The 22,704-nt window shown below is 72.5% G+C and carries 20 protein-coding genes; 8 read left to right on the top strand and 12 right to left on the bottom strand.

The window, feature by feature from the left end:
* Positions 1-33: 33 nt before the first annotated feature.
* Both ACLQ25_RS06395 and ACLQ25_RS06390 read left to right on the top strand, forming a co-directional pair.
* Entirely contained in the window at positions 34-825 is a 792-nt protein-coding gene (locus tag ACLQ25_RS06395; RefSeq protein ID WP_425729967.1) for an HAD family hydrolase, read from the top strand.
* Entirely contained in the window at positions 822-3,197 is a 2,376-nt protein-coding gene (locus tag ACLQ25_RS06390) for a glycoside hydrolase family 65 protein (RefSeq protein WP_425729966.1), read from the top strand. The genes ACLQ25_RS06395 and ACLQ25_RS06390 overlap by 4 nt, the downstream gene beginning before the upstream one ends.
* 45 nt (positions 3,198-3,242) lie before the next feature.
* Here ACLQ25_RS06390 and ACLQ25_RS06385 read toward each other — a convergent pair whose 3' ends face one another.
* Positions 3,243-3,422: a hypothetical protein gene (locus ACLQ25_RS06385; RefSeq protein ID WP_425729965.1), complete on the bottom strand. Its 180-nt coding sequence runs from the start codon at positions 3,420-3,422 to the stop codon at positions 3,243-3,245.
* Positions 3,423-3,591: 169 nt separating this feature from the next.
* Between ACLQ25_RS06385 and ACLQ25_RS06380 the strand changes: the two genes are divergently transcribed.
* On the top strand, positions 3,592-4,269 hold the full coding sequence (locus ACLQ25_RS06380; RefSeq protein ID WP_425729964.1) for a dienelactone hydrolase family protein: 678 nt from the start codon (positions 3,592-3,594) through the stop codon (positions 4,267-4,269).
* 24 nt (positions 4,270-4,293) lie between these two features.
* On the opposite strand, the gene ACLQ25_RS06375 is transcribed toward ACLQ25_RS06380, so the two are convergent.
* Entirely contained in the window at positions 4,294-5,466 is a 1,173-nt protein-coding gene (locus tag ACLQ25_RS06375) for an AI-2E family transporter (RefSeq protein ID WP_425729963.1), read from the bottom strand.
* Positions 5,467-5,668: 202 nt separating this feature from the next.
* On the opposite strand from ACLQ25_RS06375, the gene ACLQ25_RS06370 reads away from it, so the two are divergent.
* The gene (locus ACLQ25_RS06370) at positions 5,669-5,839 is read left to right on the top strand and encodes an antitoxin (RefSeq protein WP_393394344.1); all 171 of its coding nucleotides are present in this window, start codon (positions 5,669-5,671) and stop codon (positions 5,837-5,839) included.
* A gap of 70 nt (positions 5,840-5,909) precedes the next feature.
* On the opposite strand, the gene ACLQ25_RS06365 is transcribed toward ACLQ25_RS06370, so the two are convergent.
* Positions 5,910-6,515: a hemerythrin domain-containing protein gene (locus tag ACLQ25_RS06365; RefSeq protein ID WP_425729962.1), complete on the bottom strand. Its 606-nt coding sequence runs from the start codon at positions 6,513-6,515 to the stop codon at positions 5,910-5,912.
* 180 nt (positions 6,516-6,695) lie between these two features.
* Here ACLQ25_RS06365 and ACLQ25_RS06360 point away from each other — a divergent pair, with 180 nt between their 5' ends.
* Positions 6,696-8,018: an FUSC family protein gene (locus ACLQ25_RS06360; RefSeq protein ID WP_425729961.1), complete on the top strand. Its 1,323-nt coding sequence runs from the start codon at positions 6,696-6,698 to the stop codon at positions 8,016-8,018.
* 8 nt (positions 8,019-8,026) lie between these two features.
* On the opposite strand, the gene ACLQ25_RS06355 is transcribed toward ACLQ25_RS06360, so the two are convergent.
* From ACLQ25_RS06355 to eccB, 8 genes are all read right to left on the bottom strand, one after another.
* Complete coding sequence (locus ACLQ25_RS06355) at positions 8,027-8,671, bottom strand: C39 family peptidase (RefSeq protein WP_425729960.1); 645 nt, start codon at positions 8,669-8,671, stop codon at positions 8,027-8,029.
* A gap of 223 nt (positions 8,672-8,894) precedes the next feature.
* Positions 8,895-9,302, bottom strand: a complete 408-nt coding sequence (locus ACLQ25_RS06350; RefSeq protein WP_363660038.1) for a pyridoxamine 5'-phosphate oxidase family protein — start codon at positions 9,300-9,302, stop codon at positions 8,895-8,897.
* Positions 9,303-9,333: 31 nt separating this feature from the next.
* Entirely contained in the window at positions 9,334-9,672 is a 339-nt protein-coding gene (locus ACLQ25_RS06345) for a YkvA family protein (protein WP_357123998.1), read from the bottom strand.
* A 78-nt stretch (positions 9,673-9,750) separates the two neighbouring features.
* Complete coding sequence (locus tag ACLQ25_RS06340) at positions 9,751-10,554, bottom strand: hypothetical protein (RefSeq protein ID WP_425729959.1); 804 nt, start codon at positions 10,552-10,554, stop codon at positions 9,751-9,753.
* A 235-nt stretch (positions 10,555-10,789) separates the two neighbouring features.
* Positions 10,790-11,143: a hypothetical protein gene (locus ACLQ25_RS06335; protein WP_425729958.1), complete on the bottom strand. Its 354-nt coding sequence runs from the start codon at positions 11,141-11,143 to the stop codon at positions 10,790-10,792.
* Positions 11,144-11,326: 183 nt separating this feature from the next.
* Positions 11,327-12,526: a WXG100 family type VII secretion target gene (locus ACLQ25_RS06330; RefSeq protein ID WP_425729957.1), complete on the bottom strand. Its 1,200-nt coding sequence runs from the start codon at positions 12,524-12,526 to the stop codon at positions 11,327-11,329.
* Entirely contained in the window at positions 12,519-12,887 is a 369-nt protein-coding gene (locus ACLQ25_RS06325; RefSeq protein WP_425729956.1) for a hypothetical protein, read from the bottom strand. Before ACLQ25_RS06325 ends, ACLQ25_RS06330 begins: the two co-directional genes overlap by 8 nt.
* An 87-nt stretch (positions 12,888-12,974) precedes the next feature.
* The gene (gene eccB / locus ACLQ25_RS06320; RefSeq protein WP_425729955.1) at positions 12,975-14,513 is read right to left on the bottom strand and encodes a type VII secretion protein EccB; all 1,539 of its coding nucleotides are present in this window, start codon (positions 14,511-14,513) and stop codon (positions 12,975-12,977) included.
* Between the two features lie 148 nt (positions 14,514-14,661).
* Here eccB and ACLQ25_RS06315 point away from each other — a divergent pair, with 148 nt between their 5' ends.
* Together ACLQ25_RS06315 and ACLQ25_RS06310 are read left to right on the top strand one after the other, a co-directional pair.
* A complete protein-coding gene (locus ACLQ25_RS06315; protein WP_425729954.1) occupies positions 14,662-15,849 on the top strand; it encodes a type VII secretion protein EccE in 1,188 nt (395 codons plus the stop codon).
* Between the two features lie 690 nt (positions 15,850-16,539).
* On the top strand, positions 16,540-16,860 hold the full coding sequence (locus ACLQ25_RS06310; protein WP_425729953.1) for a MerR family transcriptional regulator: 321 nt from the start codon (positions 16,540-16,542) through the stop codon (positions 16,858-16,860).
* Positions 16,861-16,993: 133 nt separating this feature from the next.
* On the opposite strand, the gene eccD is transcribed toward ACLQ25_RS06310, so the two are convergent.
* On the bottom strand, positions 16,994-18,394 hold the full coding sequence (eccD, locus tag ACLQ25_RS06305; protein WP_425729952.1) for a type VII secretion integral membrane protein EccD: 1,401 nt from the start codon (positions 18,392-18,394) through the stop codon (positions 16,994-16,996).
* A gap of 166 nt (positions 18,395-18,560) precedes the next feature.
* On the opposite strand from eccD, the gene eccCa reads away from it, so the two are divergent.
* Complete coding sequence (gene eccCa, locus ACLQ25_RS06300; protein WP_425729951.1) at positions 18,561-22,523, top strand: type VII secretion protein EccCa; 3,963 nt, start codon at positions 18,561-18,563, stop codon at positions 22,521-22,523.
* Positions 22,524-22,704 lie beyond the last annotated feature (181 nt).

Genomic DNA, 22,704 nt, shown 5'->3' with positions numbered 1-22,704 from the left:
TTGCGCACCCAGCCGGGTGGTTAGATTCGTACCGTGCTGGGCCTACCTGCTCATGTGACCGCCTGTCTCTTCGATCTGGACGGTGTGCTGACGCAGACCGCCCGGGTGCACAACGCCGCCTGGACCGAGACGTTCGACGAGTTCCTGCGCGAGCGCGCCACGGCAACCGGGCAGCCCTTCCAACCGTTCGACCCCGGTCCCGACTACAACCGCTACGTCGACGGCCGGCCCCGTGCCGACGGCGTCCGGTCGTTCCTCGAGTCCCGGGGAATCGTGCTTCCCGAGGGCAGCCCGGACGATCCGCCGGACGCCGACACGGTCAACGGCATCGGCAACCGCAAGAACGTCCTGCTGCTGGACCGCCTGCGCACCTCCGGCGTCGAGGTGTATCCGGGTTCGGTGCGGTATCTGCGCGCGGCGACCGCCGCCGGGCTGCGTCGGGCGGTGGTCACCGCGAGCGCCAACGGGCGCGAGGTGGTCGCCGCGGCCGGGCTGGCGGATCTGCTGGAGGCACGGGTCGACGGACTCGTGGCCCGGGAACAGAAGCTGCGGGGCAAACCCCAACCCGACACCTTCCTGGCCGGCGCCAGGATCCTGGGCGTGGAGCCGGCGCAGGCCGCCGTCTTCGAGGACGCGCTCTCCGGGGTGGCCGCCGGCCGGGCCGGCGGATTCGGGTACGTGATCGGTGTCGACCGGGTGGGACAGGCCGACGAACTGCTCGCGCACGGCGCGGACGTGGTGGTCAAGGACCTCGCGGACCTGCTCGACGCCGGCGACGCCGCCCCGCCGGCACCCCACCCCACCGGCGAACGGGACCGAACGTGATCCGGGAACGGGCCTATCCCGTCGAGCCCTGGCACATCCGGGAGACCCGCCTGGACATGGACGTGCTGGCCCAGTCGGAATCGGTCTTCGCGCTCTCCAACGGGCACGTCGGCCTGCGCGGCAACCTCGACGAGGGCGAGCCGCACGGGCTGCCCGGCACCTACCTCAACTCGTTCTACGAGCTACGTCCGCTGCCGTACGCGGAAGCCGGCTACGGTTTCCCCGAGTCGGGGCAGACCATCGTCAACGTCACCAACGGCAAGCTGATCCGGCTGCTCGTCGACGACGAGCCGCTCGACGTGCGCTACGGCGAACTGCTGTCCCACGAGCGGATCCTCGACCTGCGGGCCGGCACCCTGCATCGGGAGCTGCACTGGCGCTCCCCGGCCGGCCGCGAGGTCAAGGTCCGCAGCACCCGGCTCGTGTCGTTCACCCAACGGTCGGTCGCCGCGATCAGCTACGAGGTGGAGGCCGTCGACGGCCCGCTGCGGTTGATCGTGCAATCCGAGCTGGTGGCCAACGAGTCGCTGCCCGCGCAGAGCAAGGACCCCCGGGTCGCGGCCGTGCTGGAATCGCCGCTGCTGGCCGAGGAGGAGCTGACCACCCCGGACGGCGGCCAGCTCATCCACCGCACGAAGGTGTCCGGGCTGCGCGTCGCCGCCGCCATGGAGCACGAGGTGCACGGCCCGGACCACACCACGATCGAGTCCGAGGGGTACGAGGACTGGGTGCGCACCACCATCGGCTGCGTGCTCAAGCCCGGCGAGAAGCTGCGGGTGGTCAAGTATCTGACGTACGGCTGGTCGAGTCGACGTTCGTTGCCCGCACTGCGCGACCAGGTCGGCGCGGCGCTGGCCGGCGCCCGGTTGGACGGTTGGGACGGGCTGCACCGCGAGCAGCGCGCCTACCTGGACGAGTTCTGGGACGCGGCCGACGTGCTGGTCGAGGGTGATCCGGAGATCCAGCAGGCCGTACGCTTCGGGCTGTTCCACGTGCTCCAGGCCGGCGCCCGTGCCGAGCAGCGGCCGATCTCGGCGAAGGGGCTGACCGGCCCCGGCTACGACGGGCACGCCTTCTGGGACACCGAGATGTTCGTCCTGCCGGTCCTGACGTACACCCAGCCCAGCGCGGTGCGCAGCGCCCTGCAGTGGCGGCACAGCACCCTGGAACAGGCCCGGGAACGGGCGGCGACGCTCAACTTCAAGGGCGCCGCCTTCCCGTGGCGGACCATCGAGGGGCCGGAGTCGTCCGGGTACTGGCCGGCGGGTACGGCGGCGTTCCACATCGCCGCTGACATCGCCGACGCGGTCCGACGTTACGTGCTGGTCACCGGGGACACCGCCACCGAGCGGGAGATCGGGCTGGAGCTGCTGGTCGAGACCGCTCGGCTGTGGCGCTCGATCGGGCACCACGACCGGCACGGCCGGTTCCACATCGACGGGGTGACCGGTCCGGACGAGTACACGGCGGTGAAGAACGACAACATTTACACCAACCTGATGGCCCAGCGGAACCTGCTCACCGCCGCCGATGTCGTGATGCGCTACCGGGACGACGCGTTCCACCTCGGCGTCACCGACGAGGAGGCGGCGAGCTGGCGGGACGCCGCCACGTCGATGCACGTGCCGTACGACGACGAGCTGGACGTGCACCAGCAGGTGGAGGGGTTCACCCGGTTGCAGGAGTGGGACTTCGCGCACACGCCCGCCGAGAAGTACCCGCTGCTGCTGCACTATCCGTACTTCGACCTGTACCGCAAACAGGTCGTCAAGCAGGCCGACCTGGTCCTGGCGATGCACTGGCGGGGGGACGCGTTCACCCCCGAGCAGAAGGTTCGCAACTTCCTCTACTACGAGCGTCGGACGGTGCGCGACTCGTCGCTGTCGGCCTGCACGCAGTCGGTGCTCGCGGCCGAGGTCGGCCATCCCGACCTGGCGCACATCTATCTGCGCGAGGCCGCGCTGATGGACCTGCATGACCTCAACGAGAACACCCGCGACGGCGTGCACATGGCCTCGCTGGCCGGCGCGTGGCTCGCCCTGGTCAGCGGGCTGGGCGGGCTGCGTGACCACGACGGCGAGCTGTCGTTCGCGCCCCGGCTCTCCAGCCGGCTGAGCCGCCTGGAGTTCTCCCTTCAGTGGCGCGGGCTGGCGCTGCGGGTCGACGTCCGACCGCACCAGACGACGTACGCGCTGCGCCACGGTGGCCCGGACGACGTTGTCGAGTTGCGCCACCACGACCAGGTGGTGCGGGTCACCTGCGACCAACCGGTGACGGTGCCGGTGCCGCCGGCCGAGCCCGCGGGGCCGCCGCCGGAACAGCCGCCGGGGCGGTCGCCCCTGCTCCGGCTCCCCGAGGACAAGCAGCAGTGACGGCCGGGGCGGGAGTGTTCCCGCCCCGGCCGTCGCGCGCGTACGTCAGACCGGCTCGCCGGTCGAGGGGCGTCCGATCGCGTCCCGCGGCGCAGCCGCCTTGGGGTCGTCGGGGAGGCGGGCCGAGGCGGCCTGGTCACCGAAGTCCTGGTTGCGCGCGGCGTCCTGTTCACGCTGGGCGCGTTCGGTCATCTGCTGCTGCCGGGAAATCTGCTGCTTGGCCATCATGATCCTCGCGATCCGTCGGGGCGCGGGTGCGCCTACGCGGTCTGCGGTCTTTTCGTCGCGTACCCGGCACCCCACCCGGCAAACGCCGGGCTCCGGCCGCCCCCACCAGGTGCGTGCGACGCGCCGGGCGGGGTAACCCGACCGCAGGCGAGCACGGAGGTGCGGCATGGACGAGCAGCACGACACGGTGACCATTCCGGTTCGGGACGCCCAGCTCCCCGCCGATCTGCTGCTACCCGCCCAGCCGGTGGGCGTGGTGCTGTTCGCGCACGGCAGCGGTAGCTCCCGGCACAGTCCGCGCAACGTCGCGGTGGCCCGGGCGCTGAACGCCCGTGGCCTCGCGTGCGTCCTGGTCGACCTGCTCACTCCAGACGAGGAGAAGGTGGACACGCGGACGGCTGAGCTCCGGTTCGACATCGGGATGTTGGCCAGCCGGCTGGCCGGGATCGTCGACTGGTTGGTGGCTGAACGTCCGGCGGGTGACGTGCCGATCGGTCTCTTCGGTGCGAGCACGGGTGCCGCCGCCGCGCTGGTGGCAGCGGCATCCCGCGCGGACCGAGTGGGCGCGGTGGTCTCCCGGGGCGGCCGGGCCGACCTGGCGGGCGCCGCGCTGGGTCAGGTGCGGTCTCCCACCTTGCTGCTGGTCGGCGGCCTGGACGAGGAGGTGCTCGCGCTCAACGAGCGGGCGCTCGCCGAACTGGGGGACGTGGGCGAGCTGTGGGTGGTGCCGGGCGCCACCCACCTCTTCGAGGAGCCCGGCACGCTCGACCAGGTCGCCGAGCATGCCGGCACCTGGTTCACCACCCGGTTGACCCGGACGACAACCGCGCCCCGTCGCGGGTGAGGGCGCCGGGGCCCGGCGCCGGTTCTACCCCGCCGCCGGCACCTGCGAGGTGGATCGGCGGCGTTGGACGGTGTCGATGACGCGCCACAGGACGGCGGTGATCGGAACGCTGACGAAGGCGCCGGCGATGCCCGCGATGAGGGTGCCGGCGGTGACCGCCACCAGGATCACGGCGGGGTGCAGGCGTACCTGGCGCTTCATGACCAGCGGCTCCAGCAGATTGCCCTCGATCTGCTGCACCGCGACCACGGCGGCGAGGGTGAGCAGAGCGGTCGTCGGCCCGTTGGCCGCCAGGGCCACCAGAACCGCGACCGCGCCCGCGACCGTCGCCCCGATGATCGGCACGAAGCCGCCGAGGAACGTGATCAGCGCCAGTGGCAGGGCCAGCGGCACCCGTAGTACCACCAGGGCCAGGCCGATGCCGATGGCGTCGATGGCCGCGATGATCATAGTCCCCCGGCTGTACGCGCCGAGGGTCTGCCAGCCGTTCCGTCCGGCCTCGGCCACCAGGGGTCGGTTCGGGCCGGACGTCCGGGACAGCGTCCAGTGCCACATCGACCGGCCGTCCTTTAGCAGGAAGAAGAGCAGCACCAGGGCGAGCAGCGCGGAGCCGACGACCTCGCTGGCCGCCCGGGCGCCGGACACCGGGTCCGGAGAGCTGCCGCTGAGCCCTTCCCGGGCCTGGTCGATCAGTTTGTCGAGTTGGGCCTCGCTGACCGGCAGGGTCGACGTGACGAAGTCGCGGCTCCGGTCGAGCCCCTGGGTCAGTTGCTGACTGAGCTGGTCGAACTGGCTGGCGGTCAGGTTCCACACCAGCGCTCCGACGCCCACGAGGATGCCGAGCAGCAGCAGGACGGTGAGCAGCGCGGCCACCGCCGCTGGGAGGCGTAGGCGACGCAGCCGGAGCAGCACCGGGTCCAACAGCGCGGTGAGGAAGATGGTGGCGGCCAGGGCGATGGCGAGCGGGGCCAGCAGGACGGCGATCCGACCCAGCAGGTAGAGCCCGGCGACGATCACCACCAGGCAGGCGCTCCAGAGCACCGCGGTCCGTACCAGCCAGGGCAGCCCAGCCCACGCGTGCCGCGCCCCGCCGTCACCGGGTGCCGCCGTGCCACCGGCCGGCGCCGCCGTAATACCGGTCTCCTGCGTGCCGCCGGTTGTCGGCGTGACGTCCGCCCCGGGTTGGTCTGCCGTCATGTCGGCCCTCCTCGATCTCGGCGAGGTCGGTACCCGGCCGGCCGTGCGCCGACACCCGGTCGTCCGCGCGGATCGTACGCCGGCCGGGGGAGCGCTGGTCGGGCCTTCGCGGAGTACGCCCGAACGGAAGGCGTTTGCGCTGTCGGGACGAGGGAACGCGAAAGGGAACTACCCCAGGAGGAGGAGCGCCGTGGGTGACTTCATGGACAAGGCCAAGGATTTCGCGGACAAGCATGACAAGCAGGTCGATCAGGGCATGGAGAAGGCCGGCGACATGGCCGACAAGCGCACCGGTGGCAAGTACGACGACCAGATCGACAAGGGCGTCGACCAGGCCCAGGCACGTACCGGTGAGGGTGACCAGGTCCGCTGACGTAGCGGACGTGTCCCGGGCCGCCGAAAGATCGGCGGCCCGGGACTGTCGTGTGCGGGGCGTACGCCGATCAGCGCTGCTGCTGCTCGCGTAGCTCGTCCATCGAGGTCGGTCGGTCACTCAGCGCGTCACGCATCCGGTCGATCATCCCCGTGCCGGGGGCGAGCAGCTTGTTCGCCGGTGGGTGGTCCGGTGCGCTCGGGTGCGGGCGGGTCGGTGCGATCTTCTTGAACGCCGTCACCTTGCCGGCCAGCTCGACCATCTCCTCCCGGGCGGTGGCGGCGCGCAGCCGGGGGAAGAGGTCGTTCTCCTCGTCCTGCACGTGGTGACGGATGGTGCTGGTCAGCTGGGCCAGCAACTCGTCGAAGCGGGGGTCGGAGGGGTCGACCGACTCCAGGTCCTTCATCGTGCGCTCGGCGTCGGCGTGCTCGGTGATCTCGTGGTCGGCGATCTGGTCGCCGTCGGGCAGCGCCTTGCGGGCCGTCGGATAGACGTACGCCTCCTCGGCCACGGCGTGCCGGACCAGCTCGGCGATCACCACGTCGGCGAGCTGACGGCGGTACTCGGGCGTACCCTGCCGTGTCTCCAACTCGACGAAGAGAGTCTCGACCGTACGGTGGTCGGCGACGAGGATGTCGACGACATCCTGCTCCCCGGTGCTCTGTGTACTGCTCATCTGGGCCCCTTACCGGTTGCGGATCGGTGGGTGTGCGGCCCCTGGTACCCCCCAGCGATCGAGCAAACCTACGATCGCCGATGAATCCGCACCCCGGTGACGGTTGGTGCCGCCGGTGCCGCTGGGAAGCGCGGGGAGCGACGGCACGATTGACCGCGCTTCCCGGGGGTAACCGCCGCCATGCCCGACGACCATCCAGCCGCCGACCGCGACCAGTCGCGGCTCGACGAGGCCGCCGAGCGCAGCGGCCGGGCGGTCGAACGGGTGCGGCACCGCAGCGGCCAGGCTGGCCGGGTCCGTGCCCGGCAGTTTGAGGTCACTGTGGTGATCGCCGCCCAGGCCGGGCTGGCGGCGGCGCTGGCGGCCCTGATCGCCAAGCATTTCCTCGGCCCGGGGTCGCACGTCTTCGCTCCCGCCGCCGCCGTCGGTACGATCGCCACCGCCATCGGGCAGCGGGCCCGACGCACCTTCGAGCTGCTGTTCGGCGTCGGACTGGGCATCGTCATCGGCGACACGCTGCGCTTCATCCTCGGTTCGGGACCGTGGCAGACCGGGGTGGTCGTCGGCCTGGCCATCGCCAGCGCCCTGCTGGTGGCCGGGAAGGGCGGCCCGCTGGTCGGTCAGGCCGGCGGTACCGCCGTACTGATCGCCACACTCGCCCCGATGGACCGGGGCCTGGAGGTGCCCCGGATCTTCGACGCCCTCGTCGGCGGGGTGGTCGGTCTGGTGGTGGTCGCGCTGTTGCTGCCGGTCAACCCCATGCGGGTGCTGGACCGGGCGGCGACGCCGATCTTCACGATCCTCTCCGAACAACTCGAGAAGCTGGGGCAGGTGCTGCGGCAACGTGACAGCGATGGGACGAAACACGTCCTGGCAACGCTGCGCGGCACCGAGGGGGATCTGAGTCGACTGCACGACGCGCTGAGCGGCGCGGAGGAGGTGGTGACGATCGCGCCGGTCCGTTGGCACCGCCGCCAGCAGTTCCACATGTACGCCCGCAGCGCGGAGCATCTCGAACGGCTACTGCTGGACAGCCATGCCCTCGCCCGCTGGTCGACGACCGCCCTGCAGTACGACGAGCCGATCCCGCCGGAGCTGCCGGACGCCATCGGCCGGCTGGGACAGGCGGTGACGAAGATGCGGGCGGAGTGCCGGACCGGCAACGATCCGCGGCGCACCCGGAAGCTGGTCGAGGAGTGCGCCGAGTTGGCCGGCCGGGCCGCCGCGAGTGGAGTCAGGTCGTTCGGCGACGCGATCGTCACCGGCCTGCGTACCGCGTCGAGCGACCTGCTCCGGGCCGCCGGCTACGAACCGGACGACGCCAACCGGATCGTGCGCCGGGCGGCCGGCGCCGGCGAGTCGACCATCGCCCCGCCGGCTCGGCGTGAGCTCCACCGTGCCCGGCCGACCCGGGCCGCCCGCGCGCGTCGCCGAGCGCACCTGGCCAACCGCAGACGGAACGACCGGGCCGGCCCCTCCGCGCGGGAGAGGCCGGCCCGGTGAGCATCGGGTCAGGAGGAGTAACCGCGCTCGGCGATCCAGTTGGCGACCTTCGGCAGGTTCATCCAGTACTCGCCCAGCGCCGGGTCGGCCGGGTCGGCGACCCGGATGAGGTCCCCACCGTCGCGGTAGCCGACAAGCGTCAGGTAGTGGCCACCCTCGTACGAGTGCGGGTTGCCGTCGGTGTCCACGGTCGTGCCCTTGATGTTGGCCACCACCGGCCGGCCGGCGTCGATCGCGGCCAGGACATCCCGGCGTAGCTGCTCGACCTGGTCGGGGCGGGCCACCGAGTCACGGATCTCCGTGGTCCGGTAGTGACCGCCGGTCACCTCGTTGAGCACGCGCGTGGTGTCGAGGGCGGACGGGGTGCCCGCCTCGGTGGTGCCGAGCAGCTTGGCCACGTCGTCCTGGGAGAGCGCCTTGCCCTGGGCCGAGAGCGCGATGCGGGTGGCGGCGGGGCCGCAGTAGAAGAAGTTCGGCTGTGCCTGGTAGTCGACGTCGAGGATCCGCTCGGCGCTGCGGCTGGTCTGGCTCGACGAGGTTGGGGTCGCCGGCGCGGGGGCTGCCTGCGCGGCGACGGCGGGGCCGAGGGCGCAACCACCGGCGACCAGCAGGCCGACGACGGACAGGCCGCTCTTCTGCACGATCGGGTTCATGGTCGAGTCTCCGTTCGGGGGTAGCCGCCTCCGTGGCGGTCTCGGCCGTGGTTACCGGGGACGTAACGGCCCTGCTCCGGGCGGCATTCCGCCGCCGGCTGCCGTTGCGGGCGTCGCGACCTGGCGTAACGACCGCCGACGGCGGGGGATTCCGCGCGCAGGGCGGCTCACGTTCGCGGCCCGCCAATGAGCCACGCACCCGACATAGGTGACGTAACGGACGTCAGAGGCTGCCGAGCAGTCCCGTCACGGTGATCTCGATGACCACGCGCTCCGGATTCGGACGCGGGGTCCGATAACGCTCGGCGTACCGGCGCTCCGCCTCCGCGACGGAGGCCCGATCCGATCGGAGCACCGCCCGGCCCTCGATCGTCAGCCAGCGACGGCCGTCCACGTGGCAGACGGCCACCGGAGTGCCCTCCGGCCCGGCGGCGGCCACCTGCCGAGCCTTGCGGGACGTGCCGGACGTGATCACGCGGGCCAGCCCGGCCACCGGATCGAGGGTGACCCCGACGGGTACCACGTGCGGGGTGCCGTCGGCGCGCAGGGTGGTCAGCGTCGCGAGGTGCCGCTCCGCGCAGAACGCCGCCACCCGGTCGTCGTGGATGTCCAGTCGATGATCACCGGCCACGTGCGTCCTCCGTCGTGTGCGCCAAGCCTGATCATCGTACGGAGCGGGTGCGGTCCGGGGCCGACGGACCGTCCGGCTGCCCGGGCAGACGACGGCCCGCCGCCCGGCGCTTGTGGACGAGCCGCGTGAGGTAGATCAACGCACCGGCCAGGACGCCCATGTCGTCCAGGTAGATCGGGTCCGGGAGGATGTCCACCGGGAAGATCGTGTAGATCAACGCCCCGTAGAAGGCCACCTTGCCGCCCGCGCCGAGCCCGGTGAGCAGCCGCCTCGTACGCACCACACGCACCGCCAGCACCACCGCGCCGACCAGTGTGGCGAGCGCCAGGATGCCGGCGATCACCACGAGGACCCACGACTGTCGGGACATGCCGACACGCTAACCCACCGACGCCGACCCGGCCCGGAACGTTCGTCCCGGGCGAATCGTGCGAGCCGCTCCGCTGGGTCAGAACGCCGGCACCGCTGCCCGACCACGGGCGACCACCGTGTTCTCCCGGGTCTGCTCGGCGGCTGGCCGGAGGACCTCGCTGAGCGGCAGCACCGAGGCCGACTCCGCCGTGCGCCGTCCGGTGGCCGCGTGGACCTCCGCACGGAGACTGCGCGCCGCCGCCACGGCCAGCTCCGTGGCCCGCCAGGCTGCCTGCTCGGTCTCCACAGCGGCGGCGTGCTTGGCCGCCAGGTTGTCGCGGACGGCCCGTTGCAGCACGAGCTCCTGCTCGACGGGGTGCAGCCGCGGATCCCAGCCGTCCCGGTGGGCGAAGACGTCACTGAGTTGCTCCACCGACAGTTCCCGCCGCCAGTACGCGTCCAGCGCGGCCCGGTGCAGGTAGCGCTCGCGGTCGGCGTACTCGGCGGGCGTCCGGGCGGTCTGCGGCAACGGCATCGCGGCTGCCGCGCCGAGCCGCCGTACACCCGCCTCGGCCGCCTCCAACGCCTGCCAGGCGGCCTCGACGGTCTCCTGCGCGGCCACCCACACGGCCCGTCGGCGCTGGGCGGTGGCGGCGGCGCGTTCGGCGGCCACCGTGATCTCCTGCGCGTAGCGGCGCTGTTCCCGCTGCTCCTGCGCCTGTTCGAGGTGGCTGGGCATGGCCGCGTCGCGGATGCGGGCGGCCGGGTCGAGGCGGAGGCGGAGGCGGCCGGGTCGTACCAGGAGCGCGGCGACGGCGAACACGACCACCCCGAGCAGGCTCAGCCAGATGGCGGCGGCCCGGGGTACGTCGGGCAGTACGGCGGAGAGGACGGTCTGCATGATCAGCACCTCGCGGTCGAATGACGGTGTCGAGGGATGGGTCCCGACCGGAACGGCCCGTCGCTTCGACGCGTCGGGCTCGGGGTGGTCGGGGTGAGCTGTTCCGATGGGCGGGCCGGGGCGCAGAGCCGTCGCTGGGCTGGCGTGCCCGAACGGGCGCGGCTGCGCGTCGGGCACCCGGACGACGACCCGGAGGTGGGTCAGACGAAGTGGCGGGTGACCTGGCCGACCGGGGTCAGCGCGCGGGAGGGCCGCGTCGGGTCGGGGTGCCGCGACCGGGCACGCCAGCCGGGGCGTGCTCCCTGCTGACGAGGACCGGGCTGGCCGGTGCGGCGGCGACCGCGTCGGCCGGCGTGGCAGGGGCCGGCCGGCTCGTACGCTCGGTGGTCGGTGCGGCGTCGGGCCGGACGGTGTCCACCCGGCTGCTCACGGCGGCCGGGCGCAGTTGCGCCTCCGCGGGCGGGGTGGTGGCGAGGGCGCCGCCGAGACCGACCGCGAGCACCAGCGCGGTGACCGCCAGCCGGGTCAGCTCCCGTAGCGACCGCAGCACAGCCCAGCGGGCCGGGCGGACCACAGCTACGGACGACACCCGACCAACCTATCGCCCGGCGGGGCGCGGCGCAGCACGACGGTGGGCACAACGGGAGTGACCACGACCACCGCCCACACTGTGGACGGTGCCGACCAGCGGTCGGGCGGCGGGCCGAAGCACGTGACCCCGCCGGAGCGGGTCCGGCGGGGTCACGTGGGGGTCGTGTGCGGTGGCCGGCGGTCAGCCCCCGGTGCCGAGCACCGGCGGCGCGGCGTCCCCGCCGTCGCCCCACACCATCTCGTCTTCGGTGAGCCAGGTCAGCCGGTCGTCGGACTCGTCATCCTCGGCACGGCCCCGACCGCCAAGCACTCCGGGACGGCCGTTGCCCGTCAGGCCCTGCCGGCTCGCTGCCGCAGCCCGACCGGGCTCACCGCGCCGGCCGTCGATGCTCCGCCCCGCGCCGCTTGCCGAACGGCTCTCCGCCCCGGCGGTGGGCCGGGCCGGTGCGCCGCCCGGTGCCCCGAAGAGCAGGCTCGGGCCGCCCCCGGCGCTCGCGGGCATGGTGGTCGGCCCGGACAGACCGACCAGTCCGGCCGCCCCGCCGGCGAGCAGGGCCCCGCTGACCAGTGGGTCCGCGCCGGCGAGGGAGGTGCCCGCCGCGTCGCTGGCGGCGCCCTCCGGCCCGATGACGACGACCGACGTGCCGCCGTCGTGGCCGGGAACGGAGTCACCCCCGGCGGTCGGCGGAGGAGCCACGCCCTCGGGTGTCGCGATGGTCGCGTCGCCCCGGCGCGCGGTGAGACCGGTGGCGATCGGAGCGCCCGACGGCGTCGTGCTGGCCGGACCGCTGCGTGGCGTCGGCCGGTCGTCGTTGACCGTGCGCGGCGTCTCCGGATCCGGCGGAGGCGGGTCCACCACCCGGTCGTAGGCGGAGAGGTCGTAACCGGCGGCCAGCTCGGCCACGAGGTTCACCATCCGCTGGTGCGCCTTCTCCTGCTCTTCCTTGTCCTGCTGGTGGCCCATGATGCCGCCGACCACCGCGCCGGGCAGGCCGAAGGCGGAGCCCTTGAGCACGCCCGAGATGGCCTGGTCGTTGTCGTCGGTCTCCTCGGGGCTCTCCGCCTTCTTGTGCGCGGTGCGCAGTTGGCCGGCCATCATGGTCAGACCCTGCTTGACGCCGGACATGCCCTCGCCCAGGGCGTCGGAGTGGTCGACGATCAGCGTCAGCCGCCGCTGGAACTCCCGGCCCGACGGGCCCGTCCAGGTGTTGCCGAGCTTCTCGAGGTCGCCGCTCAACTCACGCCCGAGGCCGTCCAGGATGCCCTTGAGGGCGGCCCACTGGGCGGCGACCCCTTCAATCTGCTCCGGCTTGCCGACCATCACCGCGTCGTACAGCTCCTGGTGGCTCCGACCCTGGTAACGCTGGGTGTACTCAGACACGCCCGTCCCCCTTCGGCTGCAACGCCCGGTCGACCCCGGTCAGCGCCGCGGTGATGTCGGTGGCGTTGGCCGCGTTCCGCGCCTCGGCGGTGCGGTAGTTGGCGAGGATGGTGCCGGTGGCCTGCTGTGCCGCCTGCACCGCCTGCCGGAGCCGCTCGGCCTGCTCCACGTACGACTGGTGGACCTCGCTGTAGCGGCGCGAATTCTGGGTCGCGTCGGTGAACGAGCCCAGGGCCGGCGGAGCGCACTGCATCTCGGTGTTGAGCTTGCGCAGCACCGACTCGGCCTGACTCAGCCGCAACGCGAGGTGCTGGTGGAAGTCCTCAAGTGACAGCAGGTCGACTTCCGTACGCCCGGTCATGGCAACATCCCCGTCGTTCTGGTTGACAACCGTCAGCGGATCCAGGTTAGTCCACCTCCGCGAGCCGGGGCGACCCGAATGGACCGCTCAGTCGTCGGCGCCGGTCGATACCTCGGGGGCCCAGCCACCGGCGCCGTCACTCGCCGGGGCGCTCGTGCCGGGCGTCGGCGAGCTGGATTGCGAGGGCGGCTGCGACGGCGGCGTGGTCGCCCCCGCGTCACCCGGCGCGAACTGCGCGAGCGCGGACTCCTGGTCCAGGGTCGGCCCGGTGGGGATCAACGCGAGCAGCGAGCCGGGCACCGCCAGCGGGGTGACCCCGTCGTAGCCGAGGGCGGACCGCGCCTCGGGCGAGCCGAGCGGGTACCGGACACCCTGAGGGCTGATCAGGTAGACCGTCGTGCCGGCGGCGCCGGAGCCGCTGGTGCCGGCACCGGGCGCAGCCTGGGCCAGTACGCCCTTGCCGCCGGGCAGCAGCACCGACTCGGCCGTGCGCACCGCGTCCCGGGCGCCCTGGCGTACCGGTACCGAACCCGGCTCGGTGTCCGCCAGCTCCGCCGGCACCCGGTCGAAGACCTCCAGCGTGGTGGTCGGCGGGCCACCGGCGGTGCCCTCCCGGTACGTCGCGCAGAGCAGCGTCTGTCCGGCCCGGGCCGGATACAGGGTCGGCAGCGTCCTCGGCATCCCGTCCGCGTCCACCCGCTGCTCCGTCAGGAGACGCCCGGCCTGATCGGGCGTGATGTCGGTGATCCGACCGCCGCCACTGATGAGCAGCAGCGCGGTGATCTCACTGATCGAGACGAGACCCTCGCGCGCCAGCACGTAGTGCTGACCGGCCGCCTGGAAGACCTGGCCGATGGTGGCGGGCCGGCCGGCCACGCTCAATCCGCTGCGCTCACCCAGGCCGGGCAGCGACGGCTTGCGCAACGGCGGTCCGGGCGGTACGGCGTTGAGGAGCTGCTGCCCGACCGGCAGCGGAGCCGTACCCGTCATCCGCAGCGCCGCGACGGCCTGATCACCGCCCCGCACCTCCAGTCGGGAGTCGGCGGCGAGCAGGTGCCGCTGACCGTCCACGGTGACCAGCACGGCGCGGTCACCGAGCGGCGTGCCGCCGGGCAGCGCCCGATTGATCACGACGCGGGTGGTGGAGTGGCGCGGGTCGACCGGGTCGGGCACGTCGCAGACCGACCACGGCAGACCCGTCAACGACTTGCGGTCCGGCAGTGCGTCCGGCGCCCCGACGATGCCGACGGTACGGCCGCGTGGCCGGTCCCGCAGCGACGCCTGCGACATGGTGCGCACCGTGGGGTCCGGTTCGTTCAGGATCAGCCGCGCGGAGGTGTAGTTGAGCGTCGGGTGCAGCTGCCCCTGGGCGTACACGTAGGTGGCGCCGGTCTCCCGCTCGATGACCAGCGTGTTCTCGTCCAGCGGTGCGGTGTTCCCGGTCAACTGGCCGTACGCGCCCACGCCGCCGAGGACCACCGCGGCGGCGATCACGCTGCCGAGGACCGCCATGCCGAGCCGTCGCATCGGCAGGTTGGTGGTCTCCGGATCACCTGACAGCAGCGCGGAGACGATCCGGCGGGTGACGAAGCGGTACGCCTGCACCTGATCGCGGCGGGTCCGCATGACTTACCTCCGGCGGGGTGGATCCGCGACGATGTCCTCGGGGTGCCGTCGCGGGCTTCCCTACGATAAGGGGCCGACGGTCGGTCTTCGGGGCCACCGCCGGGCCACCCCGGCACAGGGCCGTACCGTCCAGGAGGGACAGTCAGCGATGACGCAGGTTCAGGCGCCACCCGCGGATGCCGTCGCCAGGCCGTCCGGCGTTCCGGCGCGGGTCACCCCTGCGGCCGACCGGCCGGGCCGGGGGCGCATCGGTCCGGTGCTGGTCGGCCAGCTCGTCGTACTCGAGGTCTGTGCCGTCGCCGTCTGGGCCGCGACGGCCGGTCCGACCTGGCTGCCCGCGACGGTGGCTGTCGTGGCGGCGGTGGTCGTGCTGTCCGCGTTCGCCCGGCGTGGTGGTCGCTGGTGGTTCGAGGACGTGTTGCTGCGCCGCCGGATGCGTCGCCGCCGTGAACGGGCCTCCGCGGCCCTGGCCGGCGGGGCGGCCGCGGACCCCCGGCTGGCCGCGCTGGCGCCCGAGCTGGGCGTGATCGAGCTGACCGACCGGGGCACCCGGCTGGGCATCGGGCAGGACGACCAGGGTTGGTTCGCGGCGGTCGCGTTGCAGCCGGCCACCGGCGCCGCGGTCGGCTCGGTGGAGGCGTCGACGGTCGACCGGGCGTTGCGGGTGCTCGCGGACTTCTCGGCACCGGTCTCCCGAGCCCAGGTGGTCGCGCACACTCTGGTCTGGTACCCGGCTGCGGGCGCGCCACCGGCCGCACACCGGACCGTCTGGGTGGCGCTGCGGCTCACGGTCCGCGACGCACGGGTCGAGACGGTCAGCCGGGGCGGCGGTTTGCCGGGCGTCCACCGCACGCTGGCCGCCGCTATCGGCCGGTTGGGCAAGGCGTTGACAGCGGCCGGGCTGGCCCACCGGCCGCTGGGCCGCGACGAGCTGCGCGCCGCGGTGGTCTCGGCTGCCGGACTGGACCTGGTGCCGGAGCCACCGACGGAGACCTGGTCGGGGCTGCGCGGCGGTGGCTGGACGCACCGCTGCCTGACCCTGCGCGGCCGGCCGGGCGCGCCACTCGGCCCGCTGGTGGACGCGATTACCGCCACGTCCGCGCCCTCGCACACGGTGGCGGCGGCGGTGTCGCCCGACGGGCGCGTGGCGGCCCCGCTGCTGCGGGTCGCGGCCATGGACAACCACGTCGAGGCCCTGGTCAAGGTCGTTCGGGACATGGCGCAACGGGCCGGCACGCCGGCTCGACCGATGGACGGCCAGCACGGGCCGGGTGTCTACGCCAGCGCGCCGGTCGCCTCGGCGCTCGGCGTTGTCGGCCGCCGACAGCCCCGCTGACCGTTCCTTCCGGGCCGGCCCAGCCCGGCAGGGGCATGACCTGCCGCAGGCGGCGGGGACGTCGAAGCTGCGATCGGCCGCCCAGAAAACCTAGTCTCGAAAGACTGGATTTTTTGGGCGGGACTCGTTAATGTTGTCTCCGTTGACGACGAAGATCGGTTGAAGACGCCGACGTAACAGGCCGAGCGTCGAAGCAGGGCCCGGAAGTTCTCGGGACCCGCTCGGTAACCGCGGTGGAGCCACATCACCGCGTGCAACGTGGCACGTGCACGACAAGACCTTGACGTAACTCCAGGTCAGGGCAACCGCAGGCAGGGCCGATGCAATGTTCGGGGCCTCCGCCTGACGCGGCAGGGATCCGCCGCACATGCTCGGGGCCATGAAGTCGCGTGGGGCTCCGGCATCGACGGATAGCACATTAGATGGGTGAAAGTAGAGGAAAGGGAGGGTTTGACGCCGTTGGATCGCCCGCCGTCGGGACGTAGTTCCAGTTCTGCGGTGGACACCGTAATCACTTTGAACGCGAGGTGGTCTCCGGTCACGCTTATGCGATCCTCGCACCGCCTGCTGATAGCGGCATGGTGCGGAAACGAGAACCCGACGAACCTGTCGGTAGATGGTGTATTCAACCCGTAACCCTGGGCCCCGGCGTGACACACGCCGGGGCCCTCGTTCGTGAAGAAGGAATGTATGGCCCAACCCGACGACATGCTCAACGATGACGACTACCCCGCCTACACCATGGGCCGCGCCGCCGAGATCGTCGGCGCCTCGCAGGATTTCCTGCGCCGCCTCGACGAGGCGAAACTGATCGTCCCGTTCCGCTCCGCCGGCGGCCACCGCCGCTACTCCCGATACCAGCTGCGCCTGGCCGTACGAGCCCGGGAGATGGTCGACCACGGCACCGCTCTGGAAGCCGCCTGCCGGATCATCATCCTCGAGGACCAGCTGGAAGAGGCCCTTCAGCACCACCGCGACCACGAATGCCGCCAGCAGGGCGACGCCGCCTGACCCTCGCGCCGCACGGTCCGTCTTCAGCCCGAGAAGGGCCGTCTGCCGCCCCACGAAGGACCGCGGCGCCTACCGGCGGCAGAACAAGATCAACGGCTGGCCGATGTTTTCGCTGGAGGCTACGGCCGCCCCGTCAGGGGCGCAGGTTGACGATCCAGTCGTACATGCCGCAGACCCAGACGGCGAGCGGCACCAACGCGATGATCAGCAGGATCTCGACGATGTCGAGCAGCCGACCCCACACCGGTGAGATCCGCTTGCCGGCGACGGACAGGCCGTAGATCAGGCTGATCACGGCCGCCAGCAGCAGCCCACCGAGGATCAGGCCGAGTCGGACCGCCAGCGCGCCGCCCGCGAAGGTCGCGGCGGCAGCCAGGCCCAGCCCGACGGTGCCGGCGAGCAGCACCGGAACACGCTGCGCCCGGCCCAGCAGCGGCCGCGCCCGCAGCAGCGACAGCAGGGCCAGCACCAGACACAGCAGCACTGCCGCCAGCCTGCCGTCCAGGGCCAGCACCAGCTCCGCGCCGAGGACCAGCAACGACAACGTCCACAGCAGAGCGGTGAGGAACGCGTCGGCGCGGTCGCTGCGCTCGAGCACCCGCCGCCCGTCCACCGTCTCGCTGTCGGTCTTCAGGTCGTCCGGACCGGTGGGGATTGACGGCACCGGAAGGCGGGCCAGCCGGTAGGCCACCATCGGCAACGCCGGCACCAGGCCGAAGGCGACGGCCGCCACCACCGCGGCGCCGGCCGCGGCGTCGATGCCGAGGAGCAGGCAGAGCAGCGCGCCCACGCCGGCCCCCGCGCCCAGACCGATCGCGGCGAAGAAGAGGGGGTACCGGTCGTCACCGACGGCCAGCACGGCCACCGCCCCGGCGACCACCACGGCGGTGGCCGCGAGCAGGACGTGTGGGCTGGCCAACTCGGTCAACTTCCGGTCCCCGGCGAGCAGCAGCTGGCCACCGGTACCCGCGTAGAGCAGCCCGGCCATCGCCAGCACCGAGCCCGTCCGGCTGTCGCCCATGCCCCGGGCGAGCACCGCCGCGCCGACCAGCAGCGCCACCGCGACCAGCAGGGCGGCCAGCGCCGCGGGCAGGTGCGGAGGACCGGTGAACAGGGCCGCCACCGCGCCCGCGCCGAACGCCGCCGCGGCGAACAGCACGGCGAACGACCGGGTCGCGTCGACCTGCCAGGAGCCCGGCCGTTGCGTCGTGGCGGTGGCGACCGCGTCCACCACGTCGTCGAAGACGATCTCCGGGGCGGCGGCGGAGCGCGGGTTGAAGTACAGCACCTCGCCGTCGCGGACACCGAGCTGCGCGGCGGTACGACCACCGTCCAGAGGCGCCGCGCCCAGCCGGGACAACGCCCAGCCGCCGTGCCGTACCCCGTCGTCGGCCAGGTCCTCCCCCGCGTAGCGCAGCAGGGTGGGCAGCAGGTCGGCCATCGGTACGTCCGACGGCAGCGCCAGGTCCATCCGGGTACGGGGGGCCACAATGGTGATCCGGCTCAGACCGCCGGTCGCCGACTTCGTAGCCACAGTGGCCTCCTGGTGTCCATCTATGATCAGCGGGCCGCGGCGCCACGGTGCGGGTGCACCGCGCCCACGGGAGATTACCTACGATGACGGGCACGTACAGTGCCCACCCGCGAGCTTCGCGTCGCGTCGGCACGACGGCAGGGCCGCTTCTGGGGAGGAGACAGCCGTGAGCACGGTGGTGTTCCGCCGACCCCCGCGTCAACCGGGGCCCGCGTTGCCGCGTGGCGAGGTGGTGCTGGAGTCCCCGCCCGAGCTGCCCGAGACGACACCGCGCGGGATGGGGCAGCTGCTCATGATCCTGCCGATGGTCTGCGGCGTCGGCGCGATGGCGTTCCTCTACGCCGGTCGGGGCGGCGGCATGATGACGTACGTCGCCGGTGGCCTGTTCGGCGTGTCGATGCTGGGCATGGCTATCGGCTCGCTCAGCAACGGCGGCAACGACAAGGCCGAGCTGAACGCCGAACGCCGCGACTACATGCGTTACCTGGCGCAGATGCGCAAGCGCACCCGTCGTGCGGCTGCCCAGCAGCGGGACGCGATGGACTGGCGGCACCCCGGGCCCGACGCGCTCTGGTCGATCGCGGCGTCCCGTCGGTTGTGGGAGCGGCGGATCACCGAGCCCGACTTCGGCGAGACGCGGATCGCGTTGGGCCCGCAGCGGCTCGCCGTCGAGATCGTCCCGCCGGAGACCAAGCCGGTCGAGGACCTGGAGCCGATGAGCGCCATCGCGCTGCGCCGGTTCGTCCGCGCGCACACCACGGTGCCCGAACTGCCGACCGCGCTGTCGGTCCGCGCGTTCAGCCGGGTGGTGCTGCGCGGTGACCGGGAGCCGGTGCTCGACCTGACGCGGGCGGCCCTGGGCCAGCTCGTGACCTTCCACGCCCCCGACGACCTGGTGATCGCCGTGGTCGCCGCGCCCGACCGGCAGCCGGTCTGGGAATGGGTGAAGTGGTTGCCGCACGCCCACCACAGTGGCCGGACGGACGCCGCCGGAGCCCGCCGTCTGGTCTTCGCCAGCCTGGCCGAGGCCGAGGAGTCCCTCGCCGCCGAGCTGGCCGGACGACCCCGCTTCGCGGCCGAGGCGAAGCCGCTGACCACCGCGCCGCACCTCGTCGTGGTGGTCGACGGTGGCGAGATCTCCCCGACCTGCCAACTGGTGGGTCAGGGTCTGCTCGGCGTCACCCTGATCGACCTGTCCGGGACGGTGCCGCGCGACGCCGGTCGCTGGTTGCTCTGCCTGGACGCGGGCGACGGCGACGCGCTCGACCTGATCCGGGGCAATTCGACCTCGCGTCTCGGCCGGCCCGACCGGCTCTCCGCCGAGGCGGCCGAAGGGCTGGCCCGGCAGATCGCGCCGTACCGGCTGTCGCAGCAGCAGGCCAGCAACGAGGAGCCGCTGGCCCGCAGCATGGAGCTTCCGGACCTGCTCGGCGTCGGCGACGCCGCGGCGGTGGACGTACACCAGACGTGGCGTCCGCGCGGTCAACGCGACCGGCTGCGCATCCCGCTGGGTGTCGGCCCGGACGGCAACGTGGTCGAGCTGGACTTCAAGGAGTCCGCGCACGAGGGCATGGGCCCGCACGGCCTGGTCATCGGCGCGACCGGTTCCGGCAAGAGCGAACTGCTCCGTACGGTGGTGTCCGCGCTCGCGGTGACCCATTCGTCGGAGGAGCTGAACTTCGTCCTGGTGGACTTCAAGGGTGGCGCGACGTTCGCCTCGTTGGAGGCGTTGCCGCACACCAGCGCGGTGATCACGAACCTGGCGGACGAGTTGCCGTTGGTCGACCGGATGCGCGACGCGCTCGCCGGTGAGATGGTGCGTCGGCAGGAGCTGCTGCGGGCGGCGGGTAACTATGTCTCGCGGTTCGAGTACGAGAAGGCGCGTGCGGCGGGGGAGCCGTTGGCGCCGATGCCGAGCGTGTTGATCATCTGTGACGAGTTCAGCGAGTTGTTGGCCGCGAAGCCGGACTTCATCGATCTCTTCGTGATGATCGGCCGGTTGGGTCGGTCGTTGGGTGTGCACCTGTTGCTGGCCTCGCAGCGGCTGGAGGAGGGCAAGCTGCGGGGTCTGGACACCCACCTGTCGTACCGGATCGGGTTGCGGACCTTCTCGGCAGTGGAGAGCCGGATCGTGCTCGGCGTACCCGACGCGTACGAGCTGCCGAGCGCGCCGGGGCACGGTTACCTGAAGACGGACACGAACACCATGCTGCGGTTCCGGGCCGCGTACGTCTCGGGGCCGTACCGGGCGCCCGGCCAGCAGGCCTCCGCGTCGCAGGCCCTCGTGCAGCGCCGGATCGTGCCGTACGGCGTCAACTTCATCCCCGCGCAGGTTCCGCAGGTGTCGGTGGACACCGCGCCGGAGCCGGAGCAGCCGACCGACGGCAAGGCCGTGGCGATGCTGGACGTGCTGATCGAGCAGCTCAAGGGGCGGGGCCGACCGGCTCACCAGGTGTGGCTGCCGCCGCTGGCCGACCCGCCGGGCCTGGGCGAGCTGCTCGGCCCGCTGGCTGTCCACCCGACCTACGGGTTGTGCACGGCGTCCTGGCCGGGCCGGGGACGCCTGACGGTGCCGGTCGGCGTGGTGGACCGCCCGTACGAGCAGCGCCGCGATCCGATGATGGTCGAGTTGGCCGGCGCGGGCGGCAACGTGGTCATCGTCGGCGGTTCGCTCAGCGGCAAGAGCACCATGCTGCGGTCGCTGCTGGCCTCGTTGGCGCTCACCCACACGTCCCTCGAGGTGCAGTTCTTCTGTCTGGACTTCGGCGGCGGCGCGCTGCGCAGCCTCGAACGGCTGCCGCACATGGCCGGGGTGGCCGGGCGACGGGACGTCGAGGCGGTGCGCCGCACGGTGGCCGAGGTGGTCGCGGTGCTGGACGACCGGGAGACACGCTTCGCCCAGCACGGCATCGACTCGGTGGCGAGCTACCGACGTCGGCGGGCGGCCGGCGAGTTCGCCGACGACCCGTTCGGCGACGTGTTCCTGGTGGTGGACGGCTGGAACACGCTGCGCCAGGACTACGAGGAACTGGAGCAGACGATCACGACGCTCGCCAACCGGGGCCTCGGCTTCGGGGTGCACGTCGTCCTCACGGCGGTGCGGTGGGCGGAGATCCGGATCAACATGCGGGACCTGCTCGGCACCAAGCTGGAGCTGCGTCTGGGCGACGCCGCCGAGTCAGAGATCGACCGGCGCTCGGCGATGAACGTGCCGGAGAAGTCGCCCGGTCGCGGCCTGACCCGGGACAAGCTGCACTTCCTGACGGCCATCTCGCGGATCGACGGTCGGCGCGACATCGAGGACCTGAGCGAGGCGTCGGTCGCGCTCGCCGGGCACGTGGCGACGAACTGGCCCGGGCGTCCCGCGCCGAAGGTACGGTTGCTGCCGCGCCGGCTGCCGGTGCCCGAGTTGGCGCGCATCATCGACCGTTCGGTGCCCGGCCTGCCGATCGGTGTCAACGAGTCGGCGCTCGCGCCGGTCTACCTGGACCTGGCGAACGAGCCGCACCTGACCGTCTTCGGCGACGCCGAGTGCGGCAAGACCAACCTGCTGCGGCTCATCGCCCGGGGCATCACCGAGCGGTACACGCCCGCCCAGGCCCGGCTGGTGATCGCCGACTACCGGCGTGGCCTGCTGGGCGCGGTCGAGGGCGATCACCTGCTCGACTACGCGCCGTCCAACCAGGCGTTCGCGCAGGGGCTGGCCTCGATCCGCAGCGCGCTGTCCAACCGTCTGCCGGGCCCGGACGTGACCACCGCCCAGTTGCGGGACCGCAGCTGGTGGAAGGGTCCGGACCTGTACGTCCTGGTCGACGACTACGACCTGGTCGCCTCCGGCGGCAGCAACCCGCTGAGCGCCCTGCACGAGCTGCTGCCGCAGGCCCGGGACATCGGCCTGCACCTGATCATCACCCGCCGGGTCGGCGGCGTGGCCCGGGCGCTCTACGAACCGGTGCTGCAACGCCTGCGTGAGCTGGATTCGCCCGGCCTGCTGATGTCCGGCAACCGGGAGGAGGGCGCGGTGTTCGGCACGTTGCGTCCGAGCCCGCAGCCACCTGGTCGGGGCACACTCGTGCGGCGGCGCGACGGTCAGCAGCTCATTCAGACCGCCTGGTCCGAGCCGGCCTGATCGAGCCGCTCGGGTGGTCCGTGCGGACCGGTACGGGTCGTCCCGCCGGTCCGATCCACCATCATCCATCGAACAGCCCCGGTCAGGGCTGCGGTGGCTGGACGGATTCCGCTACCGTCTCTGGTGGAGTGTCCGTCGGTGGGGTGTTGCTGCCTTGCCGCGCGGGGGAGGCGCGGCAAAG

Origin of the sequence: Micromonospora sp. DT44, from assembly GCF_049841635.1 — a bacterium.
Classification (GTDB): domain Bacteria; phylum Actinomycetota; class Actinomycetes; order Mycobacteriales; family Micromonosporaceae; genus Micromonospora.
This window is presented reverse-complemented; position numbering and strand designations above follow the sequence as displayed.